The following is a 25,696-nucleotide window of genomic DNA, read 5'->3' on the forward strand; positions in this document are numbered from 1 at the left end:
CCCAGGGTAGCCGTCGGGGCCGGGCCCGTGTGGCGAAGAGGACCGAAGTCCCCCGCCCCCGCGTCGCCCGCGGGACGGTCGCGACGACCGGCACGGCGCGGCCACGGAACCGGGGGAGAACGACGTCGCCGTCACCAGCTCGCGGCGGCGGAAGATGTGAGATATCGGACGAACGTTCAGAAGGGGGTTTCGTCATCGGATCGTGACCGTGCATAGTGGCCCGGTCACTGTTCCGTGCACTACGGAACCCACCCACGGTCGAGGTGCCATGCCGACGAAGTCAGGACACCGTTCCGCTTTCCCGACCCCGCACACGCGGGGTGAACGACGGGAGGCCACACGCCGTCGACGGCGCGAACGTCGGCTGGGGGTGATATCCGGGCTCGCGGTGCTCACCGCGCTGGCCTCCCCCCTCGTCGCCGAGGTGGTGACCGCCGACGCCGCCACCGGCGCCCACTTCACCGGCAACGCGACGGTACCGAACGCGGCCCCCGATCAGGCCGCGGTCGACGCGGCCGACCAAGCACGTGTGGCGTTCCCGGCGCACACGATCCCCGCCCGAGAGGTGCTCGCCCTGTCGGTGCCGGCACGCGGTGTGCAGGCTGCCCACAGCGCGGCCGCAGCCCGGACACCGGCCGCCGCTCCGGCCGGAGCGATGCTCACCCCCGCGGCTAAGGCCCGCCTGGCCGTCGAGGCCCGCGCCTCGCGTGCGACGGCCCGAGCGGTGGCCGGAGCCCGCCCCGGGTTCTCCCGTCCCGTCGAGGGCACCCGTCTCACCTCCGGATTCGGCCCGCGTTGGGGTCGGATGCACGCCGGCATCGACTTCGCCGGCCCCATCGGTCAGGTGATCCGCGCGGTCGGTGGCGGGACCGTCACCGTCGCGGGACCGGCCTCCGGTTACGGCCGGCTCATCGAGATCCGCCACGACGACGGACGGTTCACGCGCTACGGCCACCTGCACCGCGTCGACGTCAAGACCGGAGATCGGGTCGAGGCCGCGCAACCCATCGGCGCCCTCGGCAACGCGGGCCGCTCCACCGGCCCCCACCTGCACTTCGAGGTGCGCACCCCCGCCGGCACCGCCGTCGACCCCGCCCCCTGGCTCGCCGAGCGCGGCATCACGCCCGTCGAGGCGCCGCCCAAGCGCTGACGTCACCTCGTCGTCGGTGGCCGCGGTTACCGTGACCGCGTGCCGACCGACGACGCCCGCCCTGCCACGGCCGACCATCCATCAGCGGACGATCCATCAGCCGACGATCGACGACCTGACCATCCACCAGCGGACGAGCCCCAGGTGCCGGTACATCCCACCGGACCCGTCACCGCCGACTCCGCGCCCACCCCGCACCTGCTCGACCCCGGTGCGGTCCATGTGAGCGTGCGCTCGCCGGAGCAGCGCCGCGCGACGTTTCGCGCGATCCTGCTCAACACCGGGGTCGCCAACGTCACGACCAGCTACCTGTGGTTTGCGCTGACGTTCTGGATCTACCTCGCCACTCGCAACGTCATCGCCACCGGCGTCGTCGGCGGCACGTTCATGCTCCTCATGGCCGCGACGAGCATCAGCTTCGGCACCGTGGTCGACCGGTATCGCAAACTGCTCGTCATGCGCGTCGCGGGCGGTGCCACGCTCGCCGCGTTCGCGATCGCGGGGCTCGTCTACCTCGTCGCACCCGACGAGCAGATCGTGCGCCTCGACCGCCCGTGGTTCTGGGTGCTCTCCCTCGTCGCGTTGCTCGGCGCCGTCGTGGAGAACCTCCGCAACATCGCCCTGTCGACCACCGTGACGATCCTCGTCGACCCCGACGAGCGGGCCCGGGCCAACGGACTCGTGGGCATGGTGCAGGGCCTCGCGTTCATGGTGACCTCCGTGCTCTCCGGCCTGTCGATCGGCTTCCTCGGCATGGGAGGAACGCAGGTCGTCGCGCTCGCCCTCACCGCGATCGCGTTCGCGCACCTGTTCACCGTGCGCATGCCCGAGGAGATCCGGCCCGCGGCCTCCGACGCGCACGGTGCGTTCGACCTCGCCGGGTCGTGGCGCGCGGTGAGTGCGGTGAGCGGACTGTTCGCACTCATCGTGTTCTCGACGTTCAACAACCTCATCGGCGGCGTGTACATGGCGCTCATGGATCCGTACGGGCTGGAGCTGTTCTCCGTGCAGCTCTGGGGCGCGCTGTTCGCCCTCGCCTCGACCGGGTTCCTCGTCGGGGGTGCCGTCGTCGGCAAGCTGGGCCTCGGATCAAACCCGCTGCGCACGCTGCTGCTCGCCGCCGTCGTCATGGGCGTCATCGGCGGTGGTTTCACGATTCGCGAATGGGGCTGGCTCTACCTGGCCGGCATCTGGCTCTACATGTGCCTCATCCCGTCGTCGAGGCGGCCGAGCAGACCGTCATCCAGCGCGTCGTTCCGCTCGAACGCCAGGGCCGGGTGTTCGGGTTCGCGGGCGCGTTCGAGGCCTCGGCCGCTCCCGTCACCGCGTTCCTCATCGCGCCGATCGCGCAGCACTGGCTCATCCCCTACGCCCGTGGCGCCGAGGGCTCCGCCGTGCTCGCACCGCTGCTCGGCACCGGCACGTCACGGGGGATCGCGCTCGTGTTCCTCGTCGCGGGCGCCGTCATGATCGCCGCCGCACTGCTCGCGTTCCTCACTCCCGTGTACCGCCGGGTCTCCGCCGAGTACGCCGCGGCGGGGTGAGGTGCGCGCTCAGAGCTTCTCGAGGGGGGCGTAACGCAGCAGGAGGCGCTTGACCGCATCGCCGCCGAAGTCGACGTGAGCCATCGTGCGGTCGCCCTCCCCCTCGACCCGGACGACCTTGCCGAGGCCGAACGAGTCGTGGTTGACCCGGTCGCCCGGCTTGAGCGAGGGGATCGCCCGCGTGCCGGGGGTCTTGGGGCCGCTGCGGCTCGACAGGGTGGCGACCCCCGGCGCGCGCCGACTCGTCACCGCCGACGCGCCCGTGACCGAGGCATCGCCCCGCTCCCAGTCGATGAGCTCCTCGGGGATCTCACCGAGGAACCGCGAGGGCGGGTTGTACTGCGGTTGCCCCCACGCCGAGCGCACGACCGCGCGCGAGAGATGCAGACGTTCGCGCGCGCGGGTGATGCCGACGTAGGCGAGGCGGCGCTCCTCTTCGAGCTCGTCGGTGTCGGCGAGGGAGCGGGCGTGCGGGAACGTGCCGTCCTCGAGACCGACGAGGAAGACGACGGGAAACTCCAGTCCCTTGGCCGTGTGCAGGGTCATGAGCGTGACCGTGCCCTGGTCCCCGGCCTCGTGGCCGGTGCCGTCGGCGACGGCCTCGTCGGGCACCTCGTCGGCATCGGCGACGAGCGAGACGCGTTCGAGGAAGTCGTCGAGGCTGCCCGGGCCGCCCTCGGCCTGGGCCTGTTCGTCGAACTCCCGCGCCACGCCGACGAGTTCGGCGAGGTTGTCGAGACGCGTCTCGTCCTGCGGGTCGCGGCTCGCGCGCAACTCCTCGACGTAACCGCTCTGGTGGAGGATCGCCTCGAGCAGGTCACCCACCCCCGCACCGGAGTCGCGCACCTCCCCCAGCGACTCGAGCAGCTTCGTGAACCCCTCGATCGCCTTGACGGAGCGGGTCGCGATGCCGGGCGCCTCCTCGGCCATGGCGAGGGCCTGGACGAACGAGAGGCGTTCACGCTCGGCGAGCAGTGACACGCACGCCTGGGCGCGCTCGCCGATGCCGCGCTTGGGGACGTTGACGATGCGCCGGAGGTTGACGGTGTCGGCCGGGTTGGCGAGCACCCGCAGGTACGCCAGCGCGTCCTTGACTTCGCGACGCTCGTAGAACCGGGTGCCGCCGACGATCTTGTACGGCAGCCCGACCCGGACCAGCACCTCTTCGAGCGCGCGGCTCATCGCGTTGGTGCGATAGAAGATCGCGACGTCGCCCGGACGCACGCCGTGGCGGTCGGCGAGCTCGTCGATGCGCCGGGCGACGAAGGCCGCCTCGTCGTGCTCGGAGTCGGCGACGTAGCCCACGGCCTTGTCACCGTCGCCCGCGTCGGTCCACAACCGCTTGGGCCGCCGCTCGGTGTTCTTGGCGATGACGGCGTTGGCGGCCTTGAGGATGGTGTTTGTCGACCGGTAGTTCTGCTCGAGCAGGATGGTGCGCGCCTGCGGGTAGTCCTGCTCGAACTCGACGATGTTGCGGATGGTCGCCCCGCGGAACGCGTAGATCGACTGGTCGGCGTCGCCGACCACGACGAGTTCGCCGGGAGCGACCGGATGCTCGCCGGGACCGATCTCCACCGGAGCCGACAGCTCCTTGACCAGCACGTACTGGGCGTGGTTGGTGTCCTGGTACTCGTCGACGAGCACGTGGCGGAACCGGCGGCGGTAGTACTCCGCGACGTCGGGGAAGGCCTGGAGGATGTTGACCGTGGTCATGATGAGGTCGTCGAAGTCCATGGCATTGGCCTCGCGCAGCCGCCGCTGGTACATCGTGTACGCCTCGGCCAGCACCGCCTCGGCGGGGTTGGCGCCCTCCGCGCCGGCCCGCCGGGCGAACTCCTCCTCGTCGATCAGCTCGTTCTTGAGGTTGCTCACCTGCGCGGAGAACGACCGCGGCGGGTAGCGCTTGGGGTCGAGATCGAGATCGCGCATGACCATCGCCATGAGGCGCTGGGAGTCGGCGGCGTCGTAGATCGAGAAGCTCGACTTGAGACCGACGCGCGTGGCCTCCTTGCGCAGGATGCGGACGCACGCGCTGTGGAACGTGCTCACCCACATGGCCCGGGCCCGCGGGCCGACGAGCGACTCGACGCGCTCACGCATCTCGGCGGCAGCCTTGTTGGTGAAGGTGATGGCGAGGATCTGCCCCGGGTTGACGTGCCGCTCGGCGAGCAGATAGGCGATGCGGTGCGTGAGGACGCGGGTCTTGCCCGAGCCGGCGCCCGCGACGATGAGCAGCGGCGAGCCCTGGTGCACGACGGCCTCACGCTGCTGCGGGTTGAGCCCGGCGAGCAGGGTCTCGATGTCGACGTCACCGACCGGACGACTCCCGCGGGGGCCGGACGGCCGCTCGGGTGCGGGTTCACCGCGCACCGCCCACAACGGCACCCCGGACTCGTCGACCTCCTGCGCGCGAGCGGTGTTTCTGCTGGTCGCGGCCCCGGAGGGTCGGCGGCGGGTCTCCTGCACGTCGGGGGCGGCGGTGGCGGGCGGGAGGTCGAGATCGGGGAGTTCGTCGAAGAGGCTCATCGTGCTGCCGAGTCTATGCGGCCCCACCGACAGCCCTACGGGCGTCGGTGGGGCCGCGGGAGAACGTCGAGGCCGGCCGATCCGGCCGCTCGACGGGCCTTCACCAGAGCTCGAGCGGGATGCTCACCCGCGCGAGGAGAGCCCGGGACGACGAGTTCACCCACCCGAGCGGTCGGGGCTCACGCCCTGTCGCCGACGTCGGAGCCCGTCACCTCTTCGGAGTGCGCGCGGCGGGGCCGACGAGAGCCGTGCTCGAAGATCGGGTGGTCTCCGTGCCGGTCGTCGTCGTGCTCGTCGTGGTAGCGGGTGACCTCGGCGGGCATCTCGTGCGCGCCCGCCTCGCCCCACGGGGTACGCGTGGCCGCGATGAGCCGGCGCTCGGCGTCGGGACCGCCCGCGATCCTCGGGATGCGCATCATGAGCGGCACGCCGAACACCGTCCACGCGGCGACGATGACCCATTCCGGCCCGGTCAACGCGGCCGGCATCCCGGGGAGGAACAGCACGGCGATGCCGGCACCGAGCACGACCGCGATCCCACCGGTGACGACGCCACCGGGAGTGACGAACGGCCGCTCCATCTGCGGCTCCCGCTTGCGGAGCACGATGAACGCGAGCGCGACCATGATCCAGGCGACGACGATCGACAGACCACCGGCGTCGACGAGCCACACGAGGGTCTTGCGGCCGAAGAACGGAGCGAGGATCGACAGGGCGCCGATGAAGATCACCGCGTTCGCCGGGGTGCGGTACTTCGGGTGCAGCCGCCCGAACCACGCGGGCAACATCCCCGAGCGGGCGAGGGCGTAGACGAGCCGGCTCGCGCCGATGAGGAACCCGTTCCACGAGGTGAGGATTCCGGCCACACCACCGAGCACGAGGAACGTGCCCCAGGCCGGGTGCCCGAACATCTTCGTCATCGCGTCGGCGACGGCGAGGTCGGAGTTCGCGAGGTCGACGGCGTGCATCGAGGAACTCGTCGTCAGCATGATCATCACGTACCAGGTGATGGCGAGCAGCACCGAGACGATGAGGGCCTCACCGATCTTCTTGTACGGCAGGTGGATCTCCTCGGCCGACTGCGGGATGACGTCGAACCCGACGAAGAGGAACGGCGTCGCGACGAGCACGGAGATGAATCCGCCCATGCCGCCCTTGAACAACGGCTCCATGTTGTCGGTGCTCCCGCCGATGAAGGCGCCCGCGACGAGCACGACCCCGACCGCGGCGAGGAAGAGCACGGCGATCGTCTGGAACACCGCGGCCGGCCGCACGCCGATGACGTTGATCACGGTCATGACCACGGCGGCGACGACGCCCACGGCGACCCAGCTCGCGTACACGTCGTAGCCGGCGACCGTGTACATCTTGCCGACGAGCATGTCGGGGAAGATGTACAGCAGCGTCTGCGGCAACGCGACCGCCTCGAACGCGACGACGGAGACGTAACCGAGCACGAGGGTCCACGAGCAGAAGAACGACGCTCGCGCACCCATCGACCTCAGCACGTAGGAGTGTTCGCCGCCGACGTGCGGCAGGGCCGCGACGAGCTCGGCATAGGTGAACGCGACGAACGCCACCACCGTGCCGCCCGCGACGAACGCGAGCGCCGCGCCCAGCGTTCCGGCGTTGTTGAGGAAGTCGCCCGTGAGAACGATCCAGCCGAATCCGATCATCGCCCCGAAGGCGACGGCGAGAACGTCCCAGCGACCCAGGACCTTCTCCATCTTGTCGTGTTCTCTGCTCATCGTCGTTGATGCGCTTTCTGTGCGGGGGCAGCTCCGTGACCGCCGGAGGGTTGGGGGTGGGGGTGGTGGCGCTCGGCCCGCTCAGCGGTAGGCCGGGATGCCCGTGAGGGCGTTGCCGATCATCAGGGTGTGCATCTCGGGCGTGCCCTCGTAGGTGAGGACGGACTCGAGGTTGTTCGCGTGGCGCATGACGGGGAACTCGTAGGAGATGCCGTTGGCGCCGAGGATCGTGCGCGCGGTGCGGCAGATCTCGATGGCCTTGTCGACGTTGTTGAGCTTGCCGATGCTCACCTGCTCGGGGCGCAGACCGACGGAGTCCTTGCGGCGCCCGAGGTGGAGGGCGAGCATCGTGCCGAGCGTGAGCTCGACCGACATGTGCGCGAGCTTGCGCTGGGTGAGCTGGAACGAGGCGATCGGCTCGCCGAACTGCACGCGTTCGGTGGAGTACGTCAGCGCCGCGGAGAACGCCGACCGAGCCGCGCCCATCGCGCCCCAGAGGATGCCGTAGCGGGCCTCGTTGAGGCAGCTCAGCGGGCCCTTGAGGCCGTTGACCTCGGGCATCACGGCGTCGGCGGGCAGGCGCACGTCGTCGAGGACGAGCTCGGAGGTGATCGAGGCGCGCAGCGACGCCTTGTGCTTGATCTCCGGCGCCGAGAAGCCGGGGGTGTTCGTCGGCACGACGAATCCGCGGATCTCGGAGGACGATTCGCCGGTCTGCGCCCACACGACGGCGACGTCGGCGATCGAGCCGTTCGTGATCCACATCTTGCGCCCGTTGAGCACCCAGTCGTCGCCGTCGCGGCGCGCACGGGTGCGCATCGAGCCGGGGTCGGAGCCGTGGTCGGGCTCGGTGAGGCCGAAGCAGCCGATCGCCTCACCCGCGGCCATGCGCGGCAGCCACTCCTGCTTCTGCTCCTCGCTACCCCACCGCCAGATCGCGAACATCGCGAGCGAGCCCTGCACGCTCACCAGCGAACGGATGCCGGAGTCGGACGCCTCGAGCTCGAGGCACGCGAGCCCGTAGTCGACGGCGCTCATGCCGGCGCAGCCGTACCCCTCGAGGTGCATGCCGAGCAGCCCCACCTCGCCGAGGCTCTTCGCGAGTTCGCGGGCGTTCGGCAGCTCGCCCTTCTCGAACCACTCCCCGATGTACGGGTCGACCTGCTCGGCGCACACGTGACGCACGGCGTCGCGGATCGCCTTCTCCTCGTCGGAGAGCAGGTCGTCGATGTCGGCGAGGTCGAGCGGACGGATGGTCTTCGGAGGCGTGGGGTGTGCCATGGTCCTTCGCTTTCGTGGGCGTCGTGAACGGTGATCGTCGATGTTCGTGAGGGTGAGATGCGGGGGGCGGCCGTCGCCGGGGCCGGCGTCGGCGGGCTCGGTCAGGGCAAGCCCGGGGTCCGCGGATGATGCGCCCGTCGGGACGTCACCGAGCGGAGCGCGGGGGTCGCCCGCGAGCCAGGCGCGCACGGTGGTGTCGTGTTCACCCAGGCGAGGCGGGGCGGCCGGGGTGGCGAGCAGCGGCTCGCTGTAGGTGACCGGGTGACGGACCTGGGGGGAGGCGCCGTCACCGAGGTCGTGCACCGGGTCGAGGCCGAGGTCGGTCGCGAGTGCGAAGGCGGCGGCCAGGTCGTTGACGCCGCCGGCAGGAACACCCGCGGCGTTGAGCCGGCGTTGCCAGTTCGCGGCGTCGTCGGTGGCGAGGACGGCCTCGAGGGCGGCGACGAGCTCGGTGCGGTGACCGACGCGGTCGGCGTTGCGGGCGAAGCGGGGATCCTCGGCAAGGTGCGCAACGCCGAGTTCGGTGGTCATCCGCACGAACTGGCCGTCGTTGCCGCACGCGACCGCGAGCAGGCCGTCGCGACAACGCAGGGTCTCGTACGGGGCGATCGACGGATGCCGGTTGCCCATCGGGCGCGGCACCGAGCCGGCGCCGAGGTAGCCCGAGGCCTGGTTGACCAGCGACGACAGCAGGCTCGACAGCAGGTTGACCTCGACGCGACAACCTCGGCCGGTGCGGCCGCGCGCGGTGAGGGCCGCGAGAATCCCGATCGTCGCGTCCTTGCCGGTGAGCACGTCGACGAGTGCGACGCCGGCCTTCGTCGGCTCGCCGCCCACCTCTCCGGTGATGCTCATGAGCCCGCCGACGGCCTGGACGACGAAGTCGTAGCCGAGCAGGTCGGCGCCCTTGCCCGCGCCGAATCCCGTGACGGAGGCGTAGACGATGCCAGGGTTGGTCGCGGCCACGTCGTCGTAGCCGAGACCGTGACGTTCGAGGCTGCCGGGGCGGAAGTTCTCGATGAGCACGTCGGCGCGGCGGGCGAGCTCGTGGGCGAGGCCGCGATCGGCGGGGTCGGCGAGGTCGAGGGTCACACTGCGCTTGCTGCGGTTGACCGACTCGTAGTACGTCGCGGTGCGCTCACCCGTGCTGCCGTTCTCGCGCCACGGCGGACCCCACGAGCGCGTGTCGTCGCCGGCCCCCGGGCGCTCGACCTTGACGACGGTCGCGCCGAGGTCGGCGAGGTTCATCGTCGCGAGCGGCCCGGCGAGCACCCGCGAGAAGTCGGCGACGAGGATGCCGTCGAGCGGACGGGCGGCGGCACCGTCGCAGGTCGCTCCACGAGTTGCGGGGTCGGTCGTCGTCGGGGACGGCGTCACGATGCCTCACCCCCGCGGTCGACGAGGCGCCCGTCGACACGGCGCGGAACGCCCCACGGATCGGCCTCGCGCACCGCCGGAGGCAGGGCGGAGTCGGGGACGTCCTGGAACGCGACCGGGCGCACCCAGCGGTCGAGTGCGGCGGCGCCGACGCTGCTCGCCTCGGGGCGGCTCGTCGCGGGCCAGGGGCCGCCGTGATGCTGGGCCCAGGTACCGACGACACCGGTCGGCCAGCCGTCGACGACGACGCGCCCGGCCTGCCCGGCGAGCAGCGCGACGAGACCGGCGGTCTCGGGGTCGCCGTCGCCCGCCGTCGCCACCGCCGCCGCCAGGCTCGGCTGGAGTCGCGCGAGGACGGCGTCGCGCTCGGCGGTGCCCGCGTACTCGACGACGAGTCCGAGCGGGCCGAAGCACTCCTCGAGCAGCCGCGAACCGGGCTGCAGATCGGCCGCGGCGGCCGTGAGGACGGTCGGGGTGACGGCGAACCCCTCGCCGCTCGTGCTCTCGCCGGCGCTCTCACTCTCCCGCTCGGGCAGTCGCTCCGTCCCGGTCCCGCCGGTCGAGGCGGGCGACGACCCCGGCGTCGCCTCGTCACCCGGCGCGGCGTCGCGCGCACCGGCCCCCCGCAGATCGGCGAGCCCCGTCGCGAACGCGTCGGCGATGCCGGCGGTGAGCGCGTACCCGGTCGGCCGCCGGGAGGCCTCCGCCGCGACGGCCTCGACGAGCCCGCTGCCCGCGGGAACGAGCAGCAGGCCCGGCTTGGTACAGAACTGGCCGGTGCCGAGGGTCATGCTGTCGACGAACCCCGCGGCGATCTCGGCAGCGCGTGTCACCGCGGCGGCGGTCGTCACGACGGCCGGGGTGACCGTGCCCATCTCGGCGTAGACGGGGATGGGGCGCGCCGGCCGGCCGTGGGCGTCGGTCCCGGTGCCCCGGGCCGCCGCGCGCTCGACGAGGGCCATGCCGCCGGACTGCGAGCCGGTGAATCCGACCGCCGCGATGCGCGGGTCGTCGACGAGCGCGAGCCCGGCCTCGAACCCGGCGACCAGGCCGAACGTGCCCGCAGGCGCGCCGGCCGCGGTCAGCGCGCCGGTGACGAGCTCGGCGAGCCGCGCCGAGAGCCGCGGGTGCGCCGGATGCGCCTTGACGACCACGGGGCACCCGGCCGCGATCGCCGAACACGTGTCGTGGCCCGCGACGCCGAAGCCGAAGGGAAAGTTGCTCGCGCCGAACACGGCGACCGGGCCGAGCGGCATCCGCACCCGGCGCAGGTCGACCGGCGGAGCGCCCGCGGCGTGATCGATCGTCGCGTCGAGGAAGGCGCCGTCGGCGGCGACGGTGCCGTAGAACCGGGCCTGGGCCGCGGCCTTGGCGAGTTCGCCCGGGAGCCGGGGAGATCCGAGGGCGGTCTCGGAGTCCGCGAGCGCCGCGAGCTCGTCGGCGTGCGCCTCGAGGGCGTCGGCGACGGCGTCGAGCCAGACGGCGCGCTCGGTGGGAGCCGTCGCCGCCAGCGCCGGGGCGGCGGTGGCCGCGGCCTGCAGCGCCGCCTCGACCTGTGCAGGCGTCGAGTGCGCGACCGCGGGGTGGGCGGTTCCGGTGCGAGGGTCGTGGCCGACGTCGGCGCTGCCCGGGTTCGCGGACGTCTCGGCCGCCGTGGTCGTGCTCATCGGGCCGCCCGCACGGCGTCCGCGAGCACGCCGAGGGCGTCCTCGAGCAGCTCGTCGGAGATGACGAGCGGCGGCAGCAGCCGCAGCACGTTGGAGTGGGTGCCGCAGGTCAGCGTGACGACGCCCTGCGCATGGCAGGCCGCGGCGATCTCCTTGGCCGTCGGCGCGTCGGGCTCGTCGGTGCCGGGGTGGCAGATCTCGATGGCCATCATCGCGCCGCGACCGCGGACCTCGGCGACGATGCCCGTCTCGTCGACGAGCGGCTCGAGGTGGGTGCGCACGAGCTCCTCGATGCGCCGGGCGCGCTGCAGCAGGGTGTCGTCGCACTCCAGCTCGTCGAGGACGGCGAGCGCCGCGGCGCATGACAGCGGGTTGCCGGCGTAGGTGCCACCGAGGCCGCCGGCGCCGACCGTCTCCATGATCTCGGCGCGTCCGGTCACCGCCGAGAGCGGCATGCCACCCGCGAGTGCCTTGGCGGTGCAGACGAGGTCGGGGACGACGCCCTCGTGCTCGATCGCGAGCATTCGTCCGGTGCGACCCATCCCCGCCTGGACCTCGTCGGCGACCATGACGATGCCGTGACGCTCGGTGATCTCGCGGATCCCGGCGAGGAACCCCTCCCCGGGGACGATGAACCCGCCCTCACCCTGGATCGGCTCGATGACCGCGGCCGCGATGCGATCGGGCCCGACCCGCTCGATGAGCGCCTCGAAGGAGGCGAGGGCCTCGGGGACGGCGTTCTGGGCACCCGTGCGCCAGTGCAGGGGGTAGGCGAACGGCGCCCGGTGGATGTGCTCGGGGAACGGCGCGAAGCCCGTCTTGTACGGCGCCTCCTTGGCCGTCATGCCGAGCGTCAAGAGGGTGCGGCCGTGGTAGGCGTGGTCGAAGACGACGACGTCGGGACGTCCCGTGTAGGCCCGGGCGATCTTCACCGCGTTCTCGATCGCCTCCGCGCCCGTGGTGAACAGCGCGGTGCGCTTCTCGTGCTCCCCCGGCGCGATGCGGTTGAGGCGCTCGGCGACCTGGGCGTACCCGTCGTACTCGGTGACCATGAAGCACGTGTGCGTGAACGCCGCGGCCTGCTTCTGCACGGCGGCGACGACGGCGGGGTGGCTCGCACCCACCGACGTCACGGCGATGCCGGACGCGAGGTCGATGAGGTGATTGCCGTCGGCGTCGACGAGGATGCCGCCGGAGGCGCGCTCGACGAACACCGGCAGCGTGATGCCCAGACCGACCGGCACGTGCTGCGTGCGGTGCGCGTGCTTCTCGCGTGAGCGGGGGCCGGGAACCTCGGTGACGAGGATGCGGCGCTGCTCGACCGGCTGTGCGATGGCGGCATCGGATGCGGTCGGCTCGGTGGTGGGAACGGCGGTGTCCACGGTCACGGTCTCTCCTCTGGTCGGGGATTGCCGTCACGTTAGGGCTACCGGCGGGCCACGTCATCGTGCAGAGTGGCCACGATGAGACCCCCGCTGTGCAGCCTGCACAAGAGGGGTGACCCGCCGAGACAGCCGTCGTTTCCGGCCACGGTGGTCGGGCGACGCTCGTCCGGGCCGCGAGGGCCGGAAACGACGGCTATCTCGGCGGATTCAGGGGACGGGAAGGAGTCGGGATGGACGTCACCCTCGCGGGACTCTCGCAGGCGCTCGGCGACGAACTGCGCCCGGTCGCACCGGTACCCGTGCCGGCGACCGCGGTGACCGGCGTCCACGTCAGCGAGCTGCTCGACCCGACCCCGTTCCTCGAGGGGGGCGAGTTGCTGCTCACGACCGGACTCAAGCTGCCCGATCAGGCCCTCCCCCTCGACGCGTACGCCGCCCGCCTCGCCGGAGACGGGGTGGCCGGACTCGCGCTCGGCCTGGGGCCCATGCACGCGGGCATGCCACCGCTGCTCGTGCGGGCCTGCGAGCGCGCCCGCCTGCCACTGTTCGAGGTGCCGGTGCGCACGCGATTCCAGTCGGTGGTGCGGGAGTTCTGGCGGCAGGTCGGCACCGGGCGCGAGGAGGATCTGCGGGCCGCGATGGGCTCGTCACACGCGCTCGTCCGAGCCGCGACGGCCGAGGACGCCCCCGCCGCCGTGACGCGCGCACTCGCCGCGGCGGTCGGCGGCTGGGTGGCGGTGCTCGACCCGGCGGCGCAGGTGCGCACCGTGCACCCCCGCGCGGCGGTGGGCACGGCGACCCGGGCGGCGGCCGAGATCGGGCGGATGCGGCTCTCCGGCCCCCGCGCGGCCGTGACGTTCGGACTCGGTCGCGACGACGTGCTCGCCCATGGGCTCGACCGAGCCGGCGGTCACCTCGTCACCGGTTGCCCACGGCCGCTGCCGCCGCACGCGCGACACCTCGTGATGTCGGCGTGCGCACTGCTGCAACTGCGCGCGGAGTGGTCGAGCCCCACCACCGCCTTTCCTCTCGCCGCCCCGGTCGCGGTGGGAACGCTCGCGCGACTCGGACACGCCACGGCCGCGGCCGACCTCGCCGCTCACCTGCGGCGACCCGTGCCGCGAGTCGTGCGCCTGGCATTGGTCTCCGGCGTCGAGGCCGAGGCGGTGGCGGTGGACACCGGCAGCCTGTTCGCGCCGGGCGATCCGACCCTGCTCGTCCTCGACGCCGAGCACGCCGACGCGACCTGGGGCCGCCTCACGGCCTCCGCCGACGCGAGCACGACGCCAGGCGCGCGCGGTGTGCTCACCGCCCCGGCAACGTGGCCGGAGATCCCGCACCTGCTGACCCGGGGCCGGGAGGCGTACTCACGCACCCCCGACGGGGTGCTGCGCGACCTCGCCGCCCCCACGCCCGCCGCGTCCGTCGCCGCCGGCGTCGTCGACGAACAGCGGCTGGCCGCCCTCGCGGCACACCCCCGGGCCGAACTCGTCGCGACCCTCGCCACCTACCTGCGTCATCGCGGTCGCGTGGGCCCGGCCGCCGACGCTCTGGGGCTCCACCGCAACTCCGTGCGTCACCGGCTCACGCTCATCCGGCAGATGCTCGGCGTCGACATCGACGACCCCGACGTCGCCGCGCAGTGGTGGCTCGAACTCCGCTCCCGAGGGCTCGCGTAACCATCTCGCGCACGTTCCGAGACGCCGAGTCCGCTCCCGACCCCGCCCACCACTCCCCCGCTCGCAAGGTGGCAGATGGGATGGCGACCGGGCGGGGGTGATCACCCCAGAAGCGCCGCCATCCCATCTGCCACCTCGAGGCGGGATGAGCGTGCCCGGAGTTCGCATCCATCCGGGCATGCCCCGGCGAGAAAATCCGTTGCCGTGCCGAGGCGGTGCGTTCTACCGTCGAAGAACACGGGAAAGGAGGTGGTCCAGTAGTGAAGACTTCTCGGACACGTGAGGTGACCGCGCGATAAGCGCGTCCACGGACGCGTGATCTCGAATCCCACGCGATCACCGCGCCCGGCAGGCTCCGGCGGACTCGTCCACCGCCCCGGCGCAATGCGCCACCTGCCCGGCGTCCAGCACGACGAACCGGCGCCACCCGCAGTGCGGATGGCGCCGGTTTCGTGATGCTCGAGAACCGTCAGCCGAAGTAGCCGTACAGGGCGTTGACGAGAGCGAGGACGGCGGCGAGGTGCATGAGGACGGGCCGGTTCGAGCCCTTCTTCGCCTTGGACCGCGCGATCTCGCAGAACGCGACGACGGCGAGCGCGACGACGAGCTTGATGCCGACGAACATGTGATAGGACGCCGGCAACGCGCCGCCCCCCATCTCCATGACAGCGACCATCGCGAGACCGATGAGCAGCTGCAGCCGAGCGCCCCACACCATGACGGGGTGGATGACGCCCTGGGCGAGGCTCATGACGTAACCGATGACGATGAGTGCGAGCCCACCCCAGTGGGCCCATCCGAGGATGCCGATCGCGCTGACCATGACCTCACCCTACGTGGCCCGTTCGCCGATCTCCTCTCCAGACACCGCCGCCCGCGACGATTCGTCCTCCCCCTGGCACCGGGGCGAGTGCCGGCCGGTCGCGTCGACCGGCCGAAGCCCGGGTCGGGCGCGTCGGAGCAGGAACGTCAGAGCAGGTGCCGGTGCATGGCCCAGGCGGTGAGTTCGTGGCGGGAGCTGAGCTGGAGCTTGCGCAGCACGCTGCTCACGTGGGTCTCGACCGTCTTGATCGAGATGAACAGCTCCTTGGCCACCTCCTTGTACTGGTAGCCGCGGGCGATGAGGCGCATGACCTCACGTTCGCGAGCCGAGAGCCGGTCGAGTTCCTCGTCGACCTCGGCGACCTCACCGGCCGCGGCCCCGAACGCGTCGAGCACGAAACCGGCCAGCCGGGGGCTGAACACGGCGTCCCCGTCGGCCACCCGGCGGATGGCGGCGACGAGGTCGGTCGGCGAGATCGTCTTGGTGACGTACCCCCGGGCCCCGGCGCGGATCACCGAGATCACGTCGTCGGCGGCGTCGGAGACCGAGAGGGCGAGGAACCTCACCGGCTGCCCGTTCTCGCTGGTCACGCCCTTGCTCTCGAGGAGGACGTCGGTACCGCCCCGGCCCTGTCCGCCGGGGAGGTGGACGTCGAGCAGCACGACGTCGGGGCGTTCCCGGGCGACGACCGCGACGGCCTCCTCCACGGTCGCGGCCTCACCGACGACCTGCAGTTGCGCTCCGGTGTCGGCGAGTTCGCTCCTCACCCCGGTGCGGAACATGCGGTGGTCGTCGACGAGCACGAGCCGAATCGGCCCGCTCTCGGCGTTCGTCGTCTCGGTCACGATCGTCGTCCCCGTTCTCCCGTGGCAGTGGGCATGGCGGTAGGTGTCTCGCTGGCTGTCGTGGTGGGTGTCGCGGTGGGTGTGGTCTCGGGTTGCGGCGTGCGCGGCTCGGCGACGACGCTCGAGGCATCCGGGGCAGCGCCCACGTTCTCGTCCGGCTTCTCGACCGGCAGCTCGAGGATGACCTCGGTGCCCTCGTCGAGCCGTCGGATGCGGGCCGAGCCGCCGTGGCGTTCCATGCGACCGAACAACGACTCGCGCACGCCGAGACGGTCCTCGGGCACGGCGTCGATGTCGAAACCGGAGCCGTGGTCGCGGACGAAGACCTCGACGAGCCGCGGCCCGATCTCGACGAACGCCGACACCGGGGGCGCACCGTGACGCACCGCGTTGGCGAGCGCCTCGCGCGTCGCGGCGACGAGAGCGGCACCCGCTTCGTCGATCGGGCGTTCGCCGGTGACGACGAGATCGACCGGGACCCCGTGCAGATCCTCGATCTCGTGGGCAGCGGCCGTGATCGCGGCGCCGAGCGTCTCGACCACGGGCTTCGGCGCCCCGTACAGCCACGCCCGCAGCTCACGTTCCTGAGCGCGTGCGAGCTGGGTGACGCGGGTCGGGTCGTCGGTGCGCTGGATGAGCGCGAGCGTCTGGAGCACGGAGTCGTGCAGGTGGGCAGCGATGTCGGCGCGTTCGGTCTCACGGATGCGCGTGCGCTGCTCCTCCTGCAGCCGCTCCCAGAACCGCATCGCGAGCGGCCCGAGCACGAGCGCGAGCCCGGCCAGCACGGCCAGGGTCGCGAACGCGACGTCCCAGAGCACTCGCATTCCCTGTTGTCGCGCGACGATGACGACGACGCCGGTCACGGCGAGCACCGCACCGAGCAGCACCCGGATCGCGCCCTGACGGCGGCCGTTCTGCTGATCGAGCTGCGACCAGGCGAGGATCGCGCCGCCGCCGACGGCGAGGACCGGGACGAGGTCGCCCAACCTCACCCCGGAGACGCCGGCCAGCGAACCGCTGACCATGAGCCCCCCGACGACGAGCAGCCCGGCCCCCACGACGAGCAGGGCACCGGCGGGCGAGACGCGATCGAGTTCGATCGGCGACCGGCCGGAGTCTCCCCGCGGCGTCATCACCCACAGCAGCACGTAGGCGGCCACGCCGAGTCCGCCGGCGAGGGTGGCACCCAGGAACACCCACCGCACGAACCGCACCGGCACGTCGAGGTGCCGCGCGACGCCCGCGCACACCCCGGCCAGGTAGCCGTCGGCGCGCACGAGTCTGGGCAACTCGGGCAGCTCGGCGGATGGTGTCGTGGTCACACCCCCATCGTGGCCCACCCCGAGCTGCGGCGTCACGCGCCCGCGCACGGTTCCAGGGGGATCCCCGAGGGCGTCAGGGGCTGCTCAGGGTCGCCCCTCATGTCCATCGGCCCTCCCACCACCCAGGATGGAAGGCAGAAGGAGACACCTCGACGAGCAGGAGTGGTGATGAACAGCAACGGCCCGCTGGACCGACTGGTCGAGCGTTGTCGGGAGACCGGCGTGCGTCGCGCGCAGGACCGGCGTTGGGTCGCCGGCGTGTGCATCGGCCTCGCCCACCGCTGGAACGTCGACCCGGTATTGATCCGGGTCGGGTTCATCCTGTTGACGATCTTCGGAGGCATCGGCATCACGGTGTACCTGCTGTGCTGGCTACTGCTGCCCGGGGCCGACGGGTCGGTGGCACTCGATCGGGCGCTACGCGCCGGCGACGGCGCCGCGATCACCCTGTTCATCTTCACGGTCGTCGTCACGATCGGCACCCTCACCCCCGACGACAACGGACCCCCGAGCGGTCTGCTCGGCCTCGTGCTCCTCGGTCTCGTCGTGTGGTGGCTGGTCCACAGCGGGCGGTTCTCGGCGGGCACGGCCACCCCGGCGTCGGCCCAGGCCGCACACGACGCGGCAGGCACGACGGCACCCACCGCCACAACCGCCACCCCCTCCACTGCCTCGACCGCCCTGGCACCGACCACCTCCGCACCGTCCCGCCCAGCCCGGGCCTCCCCCGCCGCCCCCGGCCCCACGACCCGCACCAGCCCCGGCCGCACACGACGCGGCAGGCACGACGGCACCCACCGCCACAACCGCCACCCCCTCCACTGCCTCGACCGCCCTGGCACCGACCACCTCCGCACCGTCCGGCCCAGCCGGGGCCTCCCCCGCAGCCACCGGCTCGACGACCGTCACCGGCTCGGTGCCTGCCACCGGCGCGGCATCGCCTTCTGCCTCGGCGGCTCCCGGCGTTGCGGCCGGCGACGTCGGCCAGGCACCCGCCGGGCCGCGCCCGGGCGCAGCGACCGCACACACCCCCTCCCCGATCCAGGACGTCCTCCCGTCACAGTCGGCTCCGCATGCGGGGACCCGACAGGAGGCGGCCTTCATGTCCCCCGCCTCCCAGCCGGCCGGGGCGTCCGGAGCACCCGGAGCACCCGGAGCACCCCATGACCCGGCCCACGTCGCAGACCGGCATCGCCACGACCGGAGCTCCGGACTCGTCACGCTGCTCACTGCTGGCCTGGCCCTGCTCGCCTACCTCGGCGCCGACGCGGCCGTGGCCGGCCTGGACCTCGACCGTCCGTGGCTGGTCGGTCTCGCGGCAGCGCTCGGCGTCATCGGGATCTCGCTCGTCATCACGGCGTTCACCGGCCACCGGGTGCCGATGCTGCGCGTCGCCGCGTGGATCCTCGGCATCAGCCTGGTGACGAGCACCGCCACGGCCGGAGTCTCCGGTGAGGACCACGACGTGACGTGGCGACCCACGACGGCGAGCGAGGTGCTCCCGGTCTACGACCACGGCGTCGGCTCCGCGCAGCTCGACCTCACCGCGCTCCCCGCCGACGGGGTCCGCGACATCTCCGTGTCCCACGGAGTCGGCGAACTCACCATCCTCGTTCCCGCGAACGTCACCACCCGCGTCGAGGCCGAGAAGGGCCCGGGCCCCCTGCGCGTCGAGGAGGACGGCCATTCGCGTGAGCTCGGCGACGGCTTCTCCACCATCGAGCCGTTCACGCTCGGCAGCGGCCCCGAGGCCTACCGGGTCAAGGTCGATGCCGGCGTCGGTGAGGTCGACATCAGGGTCGTCCCACCCACGTCCGCCCCAGCCCCCGCATCGCAGCCGGCGTCGAAGCAGGAGGTCACGCCATGACGCCCATCCCGTCCGACCCGTCCATCCCGTCCGACCCGTCCAGCCCGTCCGACCGGGCGCCGTCGAGCGGCGGTCACCTCGCGACGGCCTCGGTCGACGTGCCCGATCGCACCACCCGCCGCGTCGATCCGTGGCGACTCGTGCTCGGCCTGGTCGCGATCGTCGTCGCCGCGGTCACCGCGATCGGTCAGCTGGCCGGGTGGTCCGGTGTTCCGCTGACACCGACCCAGTGGCTCTTCGGCCTCGGCGGCCTCTGCGTCCTGCTCGGTGGCCTCGGACTGCTGCTGCGACGCCGGCGGTGACCCCGCTCAGACCTCCCGACGCTGCGCGGCGGCCGTGAGCAGGCGCTGCCGCTGACGGCGATGGGCCTGGTCGGCCAACGTGTCGTCGATCTGCGCCGGTCGGAACCCGGCGGTGAACGCGCGTTCGAGCGCTGCCGCGAGCAGCCGGTCGATGAACGCCGGGTTGGCCGGCAGCACCGGACCGTGGAGATAGCTGCCGTAGACGTGGTCGCGCACGGCGCCCTCGGTGCCGTCCTTGCCGTTGTTGCCCTTGCCGTAGCCGAGCGTGCCGAGCGGCGCCTGCCCCTGGCCACGCTCCGTCGAGCCGGAATGGTTCTCGTAACCGACGATCTCGCCGAACTCCGTACGCACGAGCACCGGCCCGATCATGCGCACGTCGTTGCCCTTGGTGGTGACGTCGAGGATGCCGAGGCCGGGGATGACACCGCCGGAGCGGGTGCGAAAGTCGTGGCCGAAGAGCTGGTACATGCCGCAGATCATGAGCATCGGCGTGCCGTCGTCGGCGAGGGCACGCAGCATCGGGCCGATGCGCTCGAGGTCGGGTCGCACCCTGTCCTGCCCGGAGTCCTGACCGCCGCCGCCGAGGACGAGGTGAATCTTGTCGGGCAGCCGTTCACCGGGGTGATGCTCGTGAACCTCGGCGTCGTAGCCGTGGCGGCGGGCCCGCATCGCGACCGCGCGGGTGTTGCCGCGGTCTCCGTAGATGCTCATCTCGCGCGGGTAGAGGTGGACGATGCGCACCGTGCCCTTGCTCGCGCCCACCGCCGGGCCCGCCCCCGTCGGATCCTCGATGGGCACGTCGACGAGTTCTCGCGACTCCGCGTGCGTGCCATGGCCGTTGCGGTAGTCGTTGCGGTGGCCGTTCGTCATGATCGCTCCCCCTCCTCGCCGAACGCCGACAGGTGGTAGCGCGCGGCGAGCACCCGGCGCAGGTGCATCATCGCCGTGTACGTGCAGAACAGCCGCAGCGGCTCCCCGGGGTGCGCGGCGAGGAACGCGTCGAGCGCCTCGTCGAGGTCGGGGGTCACCTGATCGGTGGTCACCCCGTCGTACTCGAGGCGCAGAGCCATGTCGTAGGCGCGGATGCCGCTGGTCAATGCCACGCCACGCTCGCGTAGCGACGCGAACGACACGTCGTAGAGCCAGCTCACGTCTCGCCCGTCGGCCGTGTTGTCGTTGATCGCGATCATCGTGGCCGCGGGCGTGCCGCCGTACGTGCCGAGCGCCACCGTGAACCCCGCCGGGTTCTTGACGAGCACGAGCTCGAGGCTGCGACCGTCGCCGAGATCGATGACCTCGCCGCGGCCGAACGGCGGCGCGACGGCGGCGAGGGCACGCGCCGCGACGACCGGATCGAACTCCTCGCCGAGCACCACGCGCGCGGTGGTCGTCGCGGCCGTGGCGTTGATCATCGCCGCCAAACCACGTTGGCGGAGCTCGACCGGCCCGACGTGCGGCCCACGGCCGAACTCGACGAGGAACGCGGCCGAGTGCTCACCCAGGGGATGCAGCAGGCCGTCGTCGCCGGTGGGCGACGGGAGTTCGGTGCTCTCGCCCCGCAGGTCGGACTCCTGCAGTTCGGCGAGCCGCTCGGCGACGTCGGCGTGCAACCCGAAGTAGGTGACCGGAGCCGTCATCTCACCGGCGTGGCGGGCGACGAACGCGTCGTCGCGGTTGAGCACGACGCCCTTGGTGGCCTGCACGCCGAGGCGCCGAAGCAGATCGGCCGTGTAGTCGATCTCGGCGAACCGGTCGAGCTGGTCGCGCGCGACGTTGAGCAGCAGCGCATGGGTGGGTCGGACCACCTGGGCGAAGTGCAGAGCGTGGGCCTCGTCGAGCTCGAGCACCGCGACGTCGGCCCGCAGCCGCCCGTTCAGCCCGATGCGGCCGAGCATCGAGCTGATGACGCCCCGGGTGAAGTTGCTGCCCGTCGGGTTGCTGAACACCTCCCGGCCGTGCGCGCGCAGGACGGCGGCGAGCATGCGGGTGGTCGTGGTCTTGCCGTTGGTGCCGGTGACGACGACGACGTCGTCGACGTCGGCGAGCGCCGTCGCGAGGAACTGCGGATCGAGACGCTCGGCGAGCAATCCCGGCAACGCCGATCCGCCCCCGCCCTTGAGACGGGCGGCGACCCGAGCGGCTTTTCCGGCGGCGACGGCAAGAGGGGTTCTCAGCACGGCGTCAGCCTAACGGGGACGTCCGACACGCTCGTCCGTGCTGGTCACGAGCTGGTCACGAGGCCACCAGTGACGGATTCGTCCCGCACACGCGCCGGGGTCGTCGCCCTGACCGCCCCAGGTCACGACGAACGCGGCGCGGCCCGCAGCGCATCGAGCCCGGTCGCGGTCAGGGCGACGACCCCGGCGCACACGAACCCCATCGTCGACAGGACGATCGCGCCGAGCAGGAGGTTCGACGGCTGCCCTTGGGTGACCAGGCCCGCCAGCAGGAGGAACACCCCGGCGAGCACGGCTCCGACGAGGGCGGGGAGCACGTTGCGCGACCACGGTCGTCGCAACGGGATCGGGCCGGTGGCCGGGGTGTCGACCTGCCCGCTCGTGCGGTCGGCCAGCACGAGCCCGAGCCCCGCGAACACCGCACACACCCCGTACGCCGCGACGACGTCGCTCGGGCGGTGCCAGCGCTCGACGAGCACGGCGGCACCCGTGAGAGTCCCCGCGCCCGCGGCGAGCAGCGCGACGACGCGCCGCCACGCGGCCGGCACGACGATCAGCGTCGCGAGCACGAGCGAGGTGACCACCGTGACGTGCCCGCTCGGCAGGGTGTTGTCGGCCCCGATGCCGTGATCGGGCCGGGGCAGGCCCACCTTGAGGACCTGGGTCGCGAGGTTGGCGCCCGCGATGACGAGCAGCGCGGCGAGCGCCCGCGACCCGCGCCGCCGCACCAGCGCGAGCAGCACGACGACCGCGAGGATCACCGCGATGAACTCGACGCTGACGAGCCCGAGCCAGTGCTGCAGCACGTCCCCCGTCCTCGAGGGCACCCCCACCGACCAGCGGCTCCGCTCGTCCGCGCGCTGTCCGAGGTGAGTCCAGACGACGAGGACGACACACGCCGCGACCCCGGCGCCGCCGAGCGCGGCCATCACCCATCCGATCGTGCGTGCCCGTCGATCCGCCATCGAAGCCCTCTTCTCGTCCCGACCCCCGCTCCGGGGCTGCCCCCGGCCGACCATGTACGTCCTGGTCCGTCCTGATACGCCTGCGACGTCCGATACGCCCTGGTGGCCGCGGTGGCGCCTCCTGATCCCAACGTGACACGCACGCGGATGAGTTCCGGTGCCGACGAGGCGCGTGTCGCGCTGCGGGCCTCGATGCGCCAGTCATTCCGCGCGCTCTTCCTCATGCTCGGACAGGCGGATTGCCCCGTCTGCGCGGGGCCGAACCGCCTGTCCGAGCGCGAGGTGCCGGCGAGGAGCGCACCGATCGGTCCGATGGTCCCGGCTCGTGGCACTCGTGGGCGGTGCGACGCCGGTGAGAGATAACCTGGGATCCCCCGGAGGAAAGAGGCCTGTGGTGAGCGCGGAACACGCACGTGTCGCGGTGATCGGTGCCGGTGTCACCGGCCTGAACGCGGCGAGACGACTCCGGCAGGAGGGCGTCGACGTCGTCGTCCTCGAGGCCTCCGGCCGGGTGGGCGGCCAGATCCGCACCGTCGAGGTCGGAGGAACCGCGGTCGACGTCGGTGCGGAGGCGATGCACCTCGGCGCCCCCGGTGCGGCGGACCTCATCGACTCCCTCGGTCTCACCGACTCCATGGTCACCGCGCGCCCCGGCTCGTCGTGGATCGTCACACCGCGTGGGTTGCGCAGGGTGCCCGCGGGCGTCGGCCCTGCCGGCCCGACACGCCTGCGTCCCGTGCTCGCCAGCGGGGTGATGACGGTTCCCGGCCTCGTGCGCGCCGGCCTCGAGCCCGCACTCGCACGGGTGACGGGCGGTGCCGACCTCTCCCCCGGGCACGACCGCTCCGTCGGCGACTTCGTCGGTTCGCGGTTCGGCTCCCAGGTCGTCGAGCGGTTCGTCGACCCGCTCCTCGGCAGCCTCCACGCCGGTGACGTGCGCCGACTCAGCCTGCGGGCCTGCACGCCCTCGCTCGTCCCGGCCGCGTCGGAGGGCCGCTCCCTCGTCGCCGGCCGCAAGAAGACCGGGCGCAAGGCGCCTGCCATGTCCTTCGTCTCGTGGCGCGAGGGGCTCACGCGTGTCGTCAACGCCCTCGCCGACGACCTCGACGTACGCACCGACGCACCCGTCGAGCGGATCGAACGTCGCGACGACGGCGGTTATCGGCTCGCGATCGGCGGGGGGTCGCCCACCACGATGGAGGCCGATCAGGTCGTCCTCGCGGTCTCCGGTCGGGGTGCCCAGAAGATCCTCGCCGAGCTCGCGCCACGGCCCGCCGCCCTCGTCGGGCAGACCGAACGGGCCGACGTCGCGACGATCGTCCTCGCCTACCCCCGACACGTCGTCGAGGCGCTACCCGCGTTCCAGGGCACGGGCATCCTCGTGCCCTCGTCGGTGGGATCGCTGCTCAAGGCCGCGACGTTCCTCTCGACCAAATGGCCGCACCTCGACCACCCCGACCTGTATTTCTGCCGCCTCTCGGTCGGCCGCGCCGGAGACTCCCGGCTCGCCTCCCTCGACGACGACGCGCTGCTCACCCGGGTGCGCGCCGACCTCAAGGCGTTCATCGGGCTCGACGTCACGCCGCGACACACGCACGTCCAGCGGTGGCCGGCGACGATGCCGCAGCTCACCGTGGGTCACCCCGACCGGCTCGCGGCCGCCCGCGCCGAACTCCCACCGGGGCTCGTCCTCGCCGGCTCCTCCTACGACGGGGTGGGCATCGCCTCCTGCCTCGGCTCGGCGAACCGCGCCGCCGACGCCGTCCTCGCCTCGCTCACGACCGCACCAGGAAAGGCGCACGCATGACGACCATCGCCCCCGACAAGGCGGTCCGCCGGCTCAAGCACGACATCGACGACCGGCCGATGATCGTCATCTGGGAGGTCACCCGCGCCTGCCAGCTCGCCTGCAAGCACTGCCGGGCCGAGGCCCAACCCCAGGCGCATCCCGAGCAGCTCACGACCGAGCAGGGCAAGGCACTGCTGGACGACATCGCCTCGTTCGGCAAGCCGCTGCCCATCGTCATCCTCACCGGCGGCGACCCCTTCGAACGTCCCGACCTGTACGAGTTGCTCTCGCACGGCGCGAGCCTCGGCCTGCACATGGCGCTCTCACCCTCGGTGACGCCCAAGCTCACGCAGGAGACCGTGCGCCAGATGCACACCGCGGGCGCCAATTCGATGTCGCTCTCGCTCGACGGCGCACGGCCCGAGACGCACGACGCGTTCCGCGGCTTCTCCGGCGTGTTCGACGACACGCTGCGCGCCGGCGGCTGGATGCGCGACGACAAGGTGCGCCTGCAGGTCAACTCCACCGTCACCCGCGACACGATGGCCGAGCTGCCCGATCTGCTGCGCATCATGTTCGAGCTCGACGTGCACCTGTGGAGCCTGTTCTTCCTCGTGCCCACCGGCCGTGGCCAGCAGCTCAAGACCCTCACCGCCGGTGAGATCGAGGACGTCCTGCACTGGATGGCCGACATCGCCGACATGATCGCGGTCAAGACGACCGAGGCGCCCCACTTCCGTCGCGTCCTCGTCCAGCGCGCCCGTGCCCAGGCCGAGGGCCGCGACCCCCGCGACCTCGAGAACCGCGGCGAGACCTACGACTACCTCACCCGCGAGACCGAACGGATGCTCACCGAGTGGGAGGCCGACGGACACACTCGCCCCCAGCGCAAGCCGCGCCCGCCGATCGACATCAACTCCGGCCGCGGCTTCGCGTTCGTCGACCACCGCGGCAACGTCTACCCCAGCGGCTTCTTCCCCCAGCACTGCGGCAACGTCAAGGAGCTCGGCTTCACCGCCGTCTACCGCGACTCCGAGCTGCTGCGCTCCCTGCGTCGCCCCGACACCTTCCACGGCAAGTGCGGCATGTGCGAGTTCAACCAGATCTGCGGCGGATCCCGCTCGCACGCCTACGCGGTCACCGGCGACATCCTCGGCAGCGACCCCACGTGCGTGTACATCCCCGCGGCCATGCGGGAACCCCACGACCGCCCCGGCCACGCCGTGCAGGCCCCGGCCTGAGATCGCCG

18 protein-coding genes and 2 pseudogenes are annotated in these 25,696 nt (G+C 72.3%); 8 read left to right on the top strand and 12 right to left on the bottom strand.

Annotation, left to right across the window (positions count from 1 at the left end; translation table 11 throughout):
- Positions 1-370 precede the first annotated feature (370 nt).
- Together BN1197_RS17505 and BN1197_RS06325 are read left to right on the top strand one after the other, a co-directional pair.
- Entirely contained in the window at positions 371-1,150 is a 780-nt protein-coding gene (locus BN1197_RS17505) for a M23 family metallopeptidase (RefSeq protein WP_217991163.1), read from the top strand.
- 198 nt (positions 1,151-1,348) lie between these two features.
- Positions 1,349-2,694: pseudogene (locus tag BN1197_RS06325) on the top strand (MFS transporter).
- 9 nt (positions 2,695-2,703) lie between these two features.
- Here BN1197_RS06325 and pcrA read toward each other — a convergent pair.
- The 6 genes and pseudogenes from pcrA to gabT all read right to left on the bottom strand — a co-directional run bounded on the left by pcrA (position 2,704) and on the right by gabT (position 12,675).
- On the bottom strand, positions 2,704-5,220 hold the full coding sequence (gene pcrA, locus BN1197_RS06330; RefSeq protein ID WP_040157420.1) for a DNA helicase PcrA: 2,517 nt from the start codon (positions 5,218-5,220) through the stop codon (positions 2,704-2,706).
- 179 nt (positions 5,221-5,399) lie between these two features.
- Positions 5,400-6,968, bottom strand: coding sequence for an APC family permease (locus BN1197_RS06335; protein ID WP_245851842.1), 1,569 nt, complete (start codon positions 6,966-6,968; stop codon positions 5,400-5,402).
- An 81-nt stretch (positions 6,969-7,049) separates the two neighbouring features.
- Positions 7,050-8,249 carry an acyl-CoA dehydrogenase family protein gene (locus BN1197_RS06340; RefSeq protein ID WP_040157949.1) on the bottom strand — a complete coding sequence of 400 codons (1,200 nt, stop codon included), beginning with the start codon at positions 8,247-8,249 and terminating at the stop codon, positions 7,050-7,052.
- A gap of 210 nt (positions 8,250-8,459) precedes the next feature.
- Positions 8,460-9,626, bottom strand: a pseudogene (locus tag BN1197_RS06345) (CaiB/BaiF CoA transferase family protein); the annotation flags it as partial.
- Positions 9,623-11,293 (bottom strand): aldehyde dehydrogenase family protein, encoded by a 1,671-nt coding sequence (locus tag BN1197_RS06350; RefSeq protein WP_052466117.1) that lies wholly within the window; start codon positions 11,291-11,293, stop codon positions 9,623-9,625. The pseudogene BN1197_RS06345 and the gene BN1197_RS06350, both read right to left, overlap by 4 nt.
- Positions 11,290-12,675, bottom strand: coding sequence for a 4-aminobutyrate--2-oxoglutarate transaminase (gene gabT, locus BN1197_RS06355; protein ID WP_052466205.1), 1,386 nt, complete (start codon positions 12,673-12,675; stop codon positions 11,290-11,292). Before gabT ends, BN1197_RS06350 begins: the two co-directional genes overlap by 4 nt.
- Before the next feature lie 233 nt (positions 12,676-12,908).
- Between gabT and BN1197_RS06360 the strand changes: the two genes are divergently transcribed.
- On the top strand, positions 12,909-14,357 hold the full coding sequence (locus BN1197_RS06360) for a PucR family transcriptional regulator (RefSeq protein WP_040157423.1): 1,449 nt from the start codon (positions 12,909-12,911) through the stop codon (positions 14,355-14,357).
- A gap of 469 nt (positions 14,358-14,826) precedes the next feature.
- Here BN1197_RS06360 and BN1197_RS06365 read toward each other — a convergent pair whose 3' ends face one another.
- From BN1197_RS06365 to BN1197_RS06375, 3 genes are all read right to left on the bottom strand, one after another.
- Positions 14,827-15,180, bottom strand: coding sequence for a hypothetical protein (locus tag BN1197_RS06365; RefSeq protein WP_040157426.1), 354 nt, complete (start codon positions 15,178-15,180; stop codon positions 14,827-14,829).
- Positions 15,181-15,326: 146 nt separating this feature from the next.
- A complete protein-coding gene (locus BN1197_RS06370; RefSeq protein WP_040157429.1) occupies positions 15,327-16,025 on the bottom strand; it encodes a LuxR C-terminal-related transcriptional regulator in 699 nt (232 codons plus the stop codon).
- Positions 16,022-17,347, bottom strand: coding sequence for an ATP-binding protein (locus BN1197_RS06375; protein WP_082043688.1), 1,326 nt, complete (start codon positions 17,345-17,347; stop codon positions 16,022-16,024). The genes BN1197_RS06370 and BN1197_RS06375 overlap by 4 nt, the downstream gene beginning before the upstream one ends.
- Positions 17,348-17,515: 168 nt before the next feature.
- Between BN1197_RS06375 and BN1197_RS06380 the strand changes: the two genes are divergently transcribed.
- From BN1197_RS06380 to BN1197_RS06390, 3 genes are read left to right on the top strand one after another with little or no spacing between them, the layout of a single operon-like run.
- Positions 17,516-18,514 carry a PspC domain-containing protein gene (locus BN1197_RS06380; protein ID WP_040157432.1) on the top strand — a complete coding sequence of 333 codons (999 nt, stop codon included), beginning with the start codon at positions 17,516-17,518 and terminating at the stop codon, positions 18,512-18,514.
- Positions 18,450-19,214, top strand: coding sequence for a hypothetical protein (locus BN1197_RS06385; RefSeq protein ID WP_052466118.1), 765 nt, complete (start codon positions 18,450-18,452; stop codon positions 19,212-19,214). The genes BN1197_RS06380 and BN1197_RS06385 overlap by 65 nt, the downstream gene beginning before the upstream one ends.
- A complete protein-coding gene (locus BN1197_RS06390) occupies positions 19,211-19,516 on the top strand; it encodes an LPXTG cell wall anchor domain-containing protein (protein WP_040157434.1) in 306 nt (101 codons plus the stop codon). The genes BN1197_RS06385 and BN1197_RS06390 overlap by 4 nt, the downstream gene beginning before the upstream one ends.
- Before the next feature lie 6 nt (positions 19,517-19,522).
- Here the strand turns inward: BN1197_RS06390 and BN1197_RS06395 are convergent, their stop codons facing one another.
- The 3 genes from BN1197_RS06395 to BN1197_RS06405 all read right to left on the bottom strand — a co-directional run bounded on the left by BN1197_RS06395 (position 19,523) and on the right by BN1197_RS06405 (position 22,658).
- Positions 19,523-20,386: a type 1 glutamine amidotransferase gene (locus BN1197_RS06395; RefSeq protein WP_082043690.1), complete on the bottom strand. Its 864-nt coding sequence runs from the start codon at positions 20,384-20,386 to the stop codon at positions 19,523-19,525.
- Entirely contained in the window at positions 20,383-21,693 is a 1,311-nt protein-coding gene (locus tag BN1197_RS06400; protein WP_040157436.1) for a MurT ligase domain-containing protein, read from the bottom strand. The genes BN1197_RS06395 and BN1197_RS06400 overlap by 4 nt, the downstream gene beginning before the upstream one ends.
- Positions 21,694-21,815: 122 nt before the next feature.
- The gene (locus BN1197_RS06405; protein WP_052466119.1) at positions 21,816-22,658 is read right to left on the bottom strand and encodes a phosphatase PAP2 family protein; all 843 of its coding nucleotides are present in this window, start codon (positions 22,656-22,658) and stop codon (positions 21,816-21,818) included.
- A gap of 394 nt (positions 22,659-23,052) precedes the next feature.
- Here BN1197_RS06405 and hemG point away from each other — a divergent pair, with 394 nt between their 5' ends.
- Together hemG and BN1197_RS06415 are read left to right on the top strand one after the other, a co-directional pair.
- A complete protein-coding gene (gene hemG / locus BN1197_RS06410; RefSeq protein WP_176489719.1) occupies positions 23,053-24,465 on the top strand; it encodes a protoporphyrinogen oxidase in 1,413 nt (470 codons plus the stop codon).
- A complete protein-coding gene (locus tag BN1197_RS06415) occupies positions 24,462-25,688 on the top strand; it encodes a TIGR04053 family radical SAM/SPASM domain-containing protein (protein WP_040157965.1) in 1,227 nt (408 codons plus the stop codon). Before hemG ends, BN1197_RS06415 begins: the two co-directional genes overlap by 4 nt.
- Positions 25,689-25,696: the final 8 nt, after the last annotated feature.

Origin of the sequence: Mobilicoccus massiliensis, from assembly GCF_000826525.2 — a bacterium.
Classification (GTDB): Bacteria; Actinomycetota; Actinomycetes; order Actinomycetales; family Dermatophilaceae; genus Mobilicoccus; species Mobilicoccus massiliensis.

Excerpts from the sequence above, each read along its gene's own strand:
- BN1197_RS06360 (WP_040157423.1), top strand. The coding sequence starts at position 12,909 with ATGGACGTCACCCTCGCGGGACTCTCGCAGGCGCTCGGCGACGAACTG.
- BN1197_RS06365 (WP_040157426.1), bottom strand. The coding sequence starts at position 15,180 with ATGGTCAGCGCGATCGGCATCCTCGGATGGGCCCACTGGGGTGGGCTC.
- BN1197_RS06385 (WP_052466118.1), top strand. The coding sequence starts at position 18,450 with ATGTCCCCCGCCTCCCAGCCGGCCGGGGCGTCCGGAGCACCCGGAGCA.
- BN1197_RS06405 (WP_052466119.1), bottom strand. The coding sequence starts at position 22,658 with ATGGCGGATCGACGGGCACGCACGATCGGATGGGTGATGGCCGCGCTC.
- BN1197_RS06395 (WP_082043690.1), bottom strand. The coding sequence starts at position 20,386 with ATGACGAACGGCCACCGCAACGACTACCGCAACGGCCATGGCACGCAC.
- BN1197_RS06335 (WP_245851842.1), bottom strand. The coding sequence starts at position 6,968 with ATGAGCAGAGAACACGACAAGATGGAGAAGGTCCTGGGTCGCTGGGAC.
- BN1197_RS06340 (WP_040157949.1), bottom strand. The coding sequence starts at position 8,249 with ATGGCACACCCCACGCCTCCGAAGACCATCCGTCCGCTCGACCTCGCC.
- BN1197_RS06350 (WP_052466117.1), bottom strand. The coding sequence starts at position 11,293 with ATGAGCACGACCACGGCGGCCGAGACGTCCGCGAACCCGGGCAGCGCC.
- BN1197_RS06415 (WP_040157965.1), top strand. The coding sequence starts at position 24,462 with ATGACGACCATCGCCCCCGACAAGGCGGTCCGCCGGCTCAAGCACGAC.
- pcrA (WP_040157420.1), bottom strand. The coding sequence starts at position 5,220 with ATGAGCCTCTTCGACGAACTCCCCGATCTCGACCTCCCGCCCGCCACC.
- BN1197_RS06380 (WP_040157432.1), top strand. The coding sequence starts at position 17,516 with ATGAACAGCAACGGCCCGCTGGACCGACTGGTCGAGCGTTGTCGGGAG.
- BN1197_RS06390 (WP_040157434.1), top strand. The coding sequence starts at position 19,211 with ATGACGCCCATCCCGTCCGACCCGTCCATCCCGTCCGACCCGTCCAGC.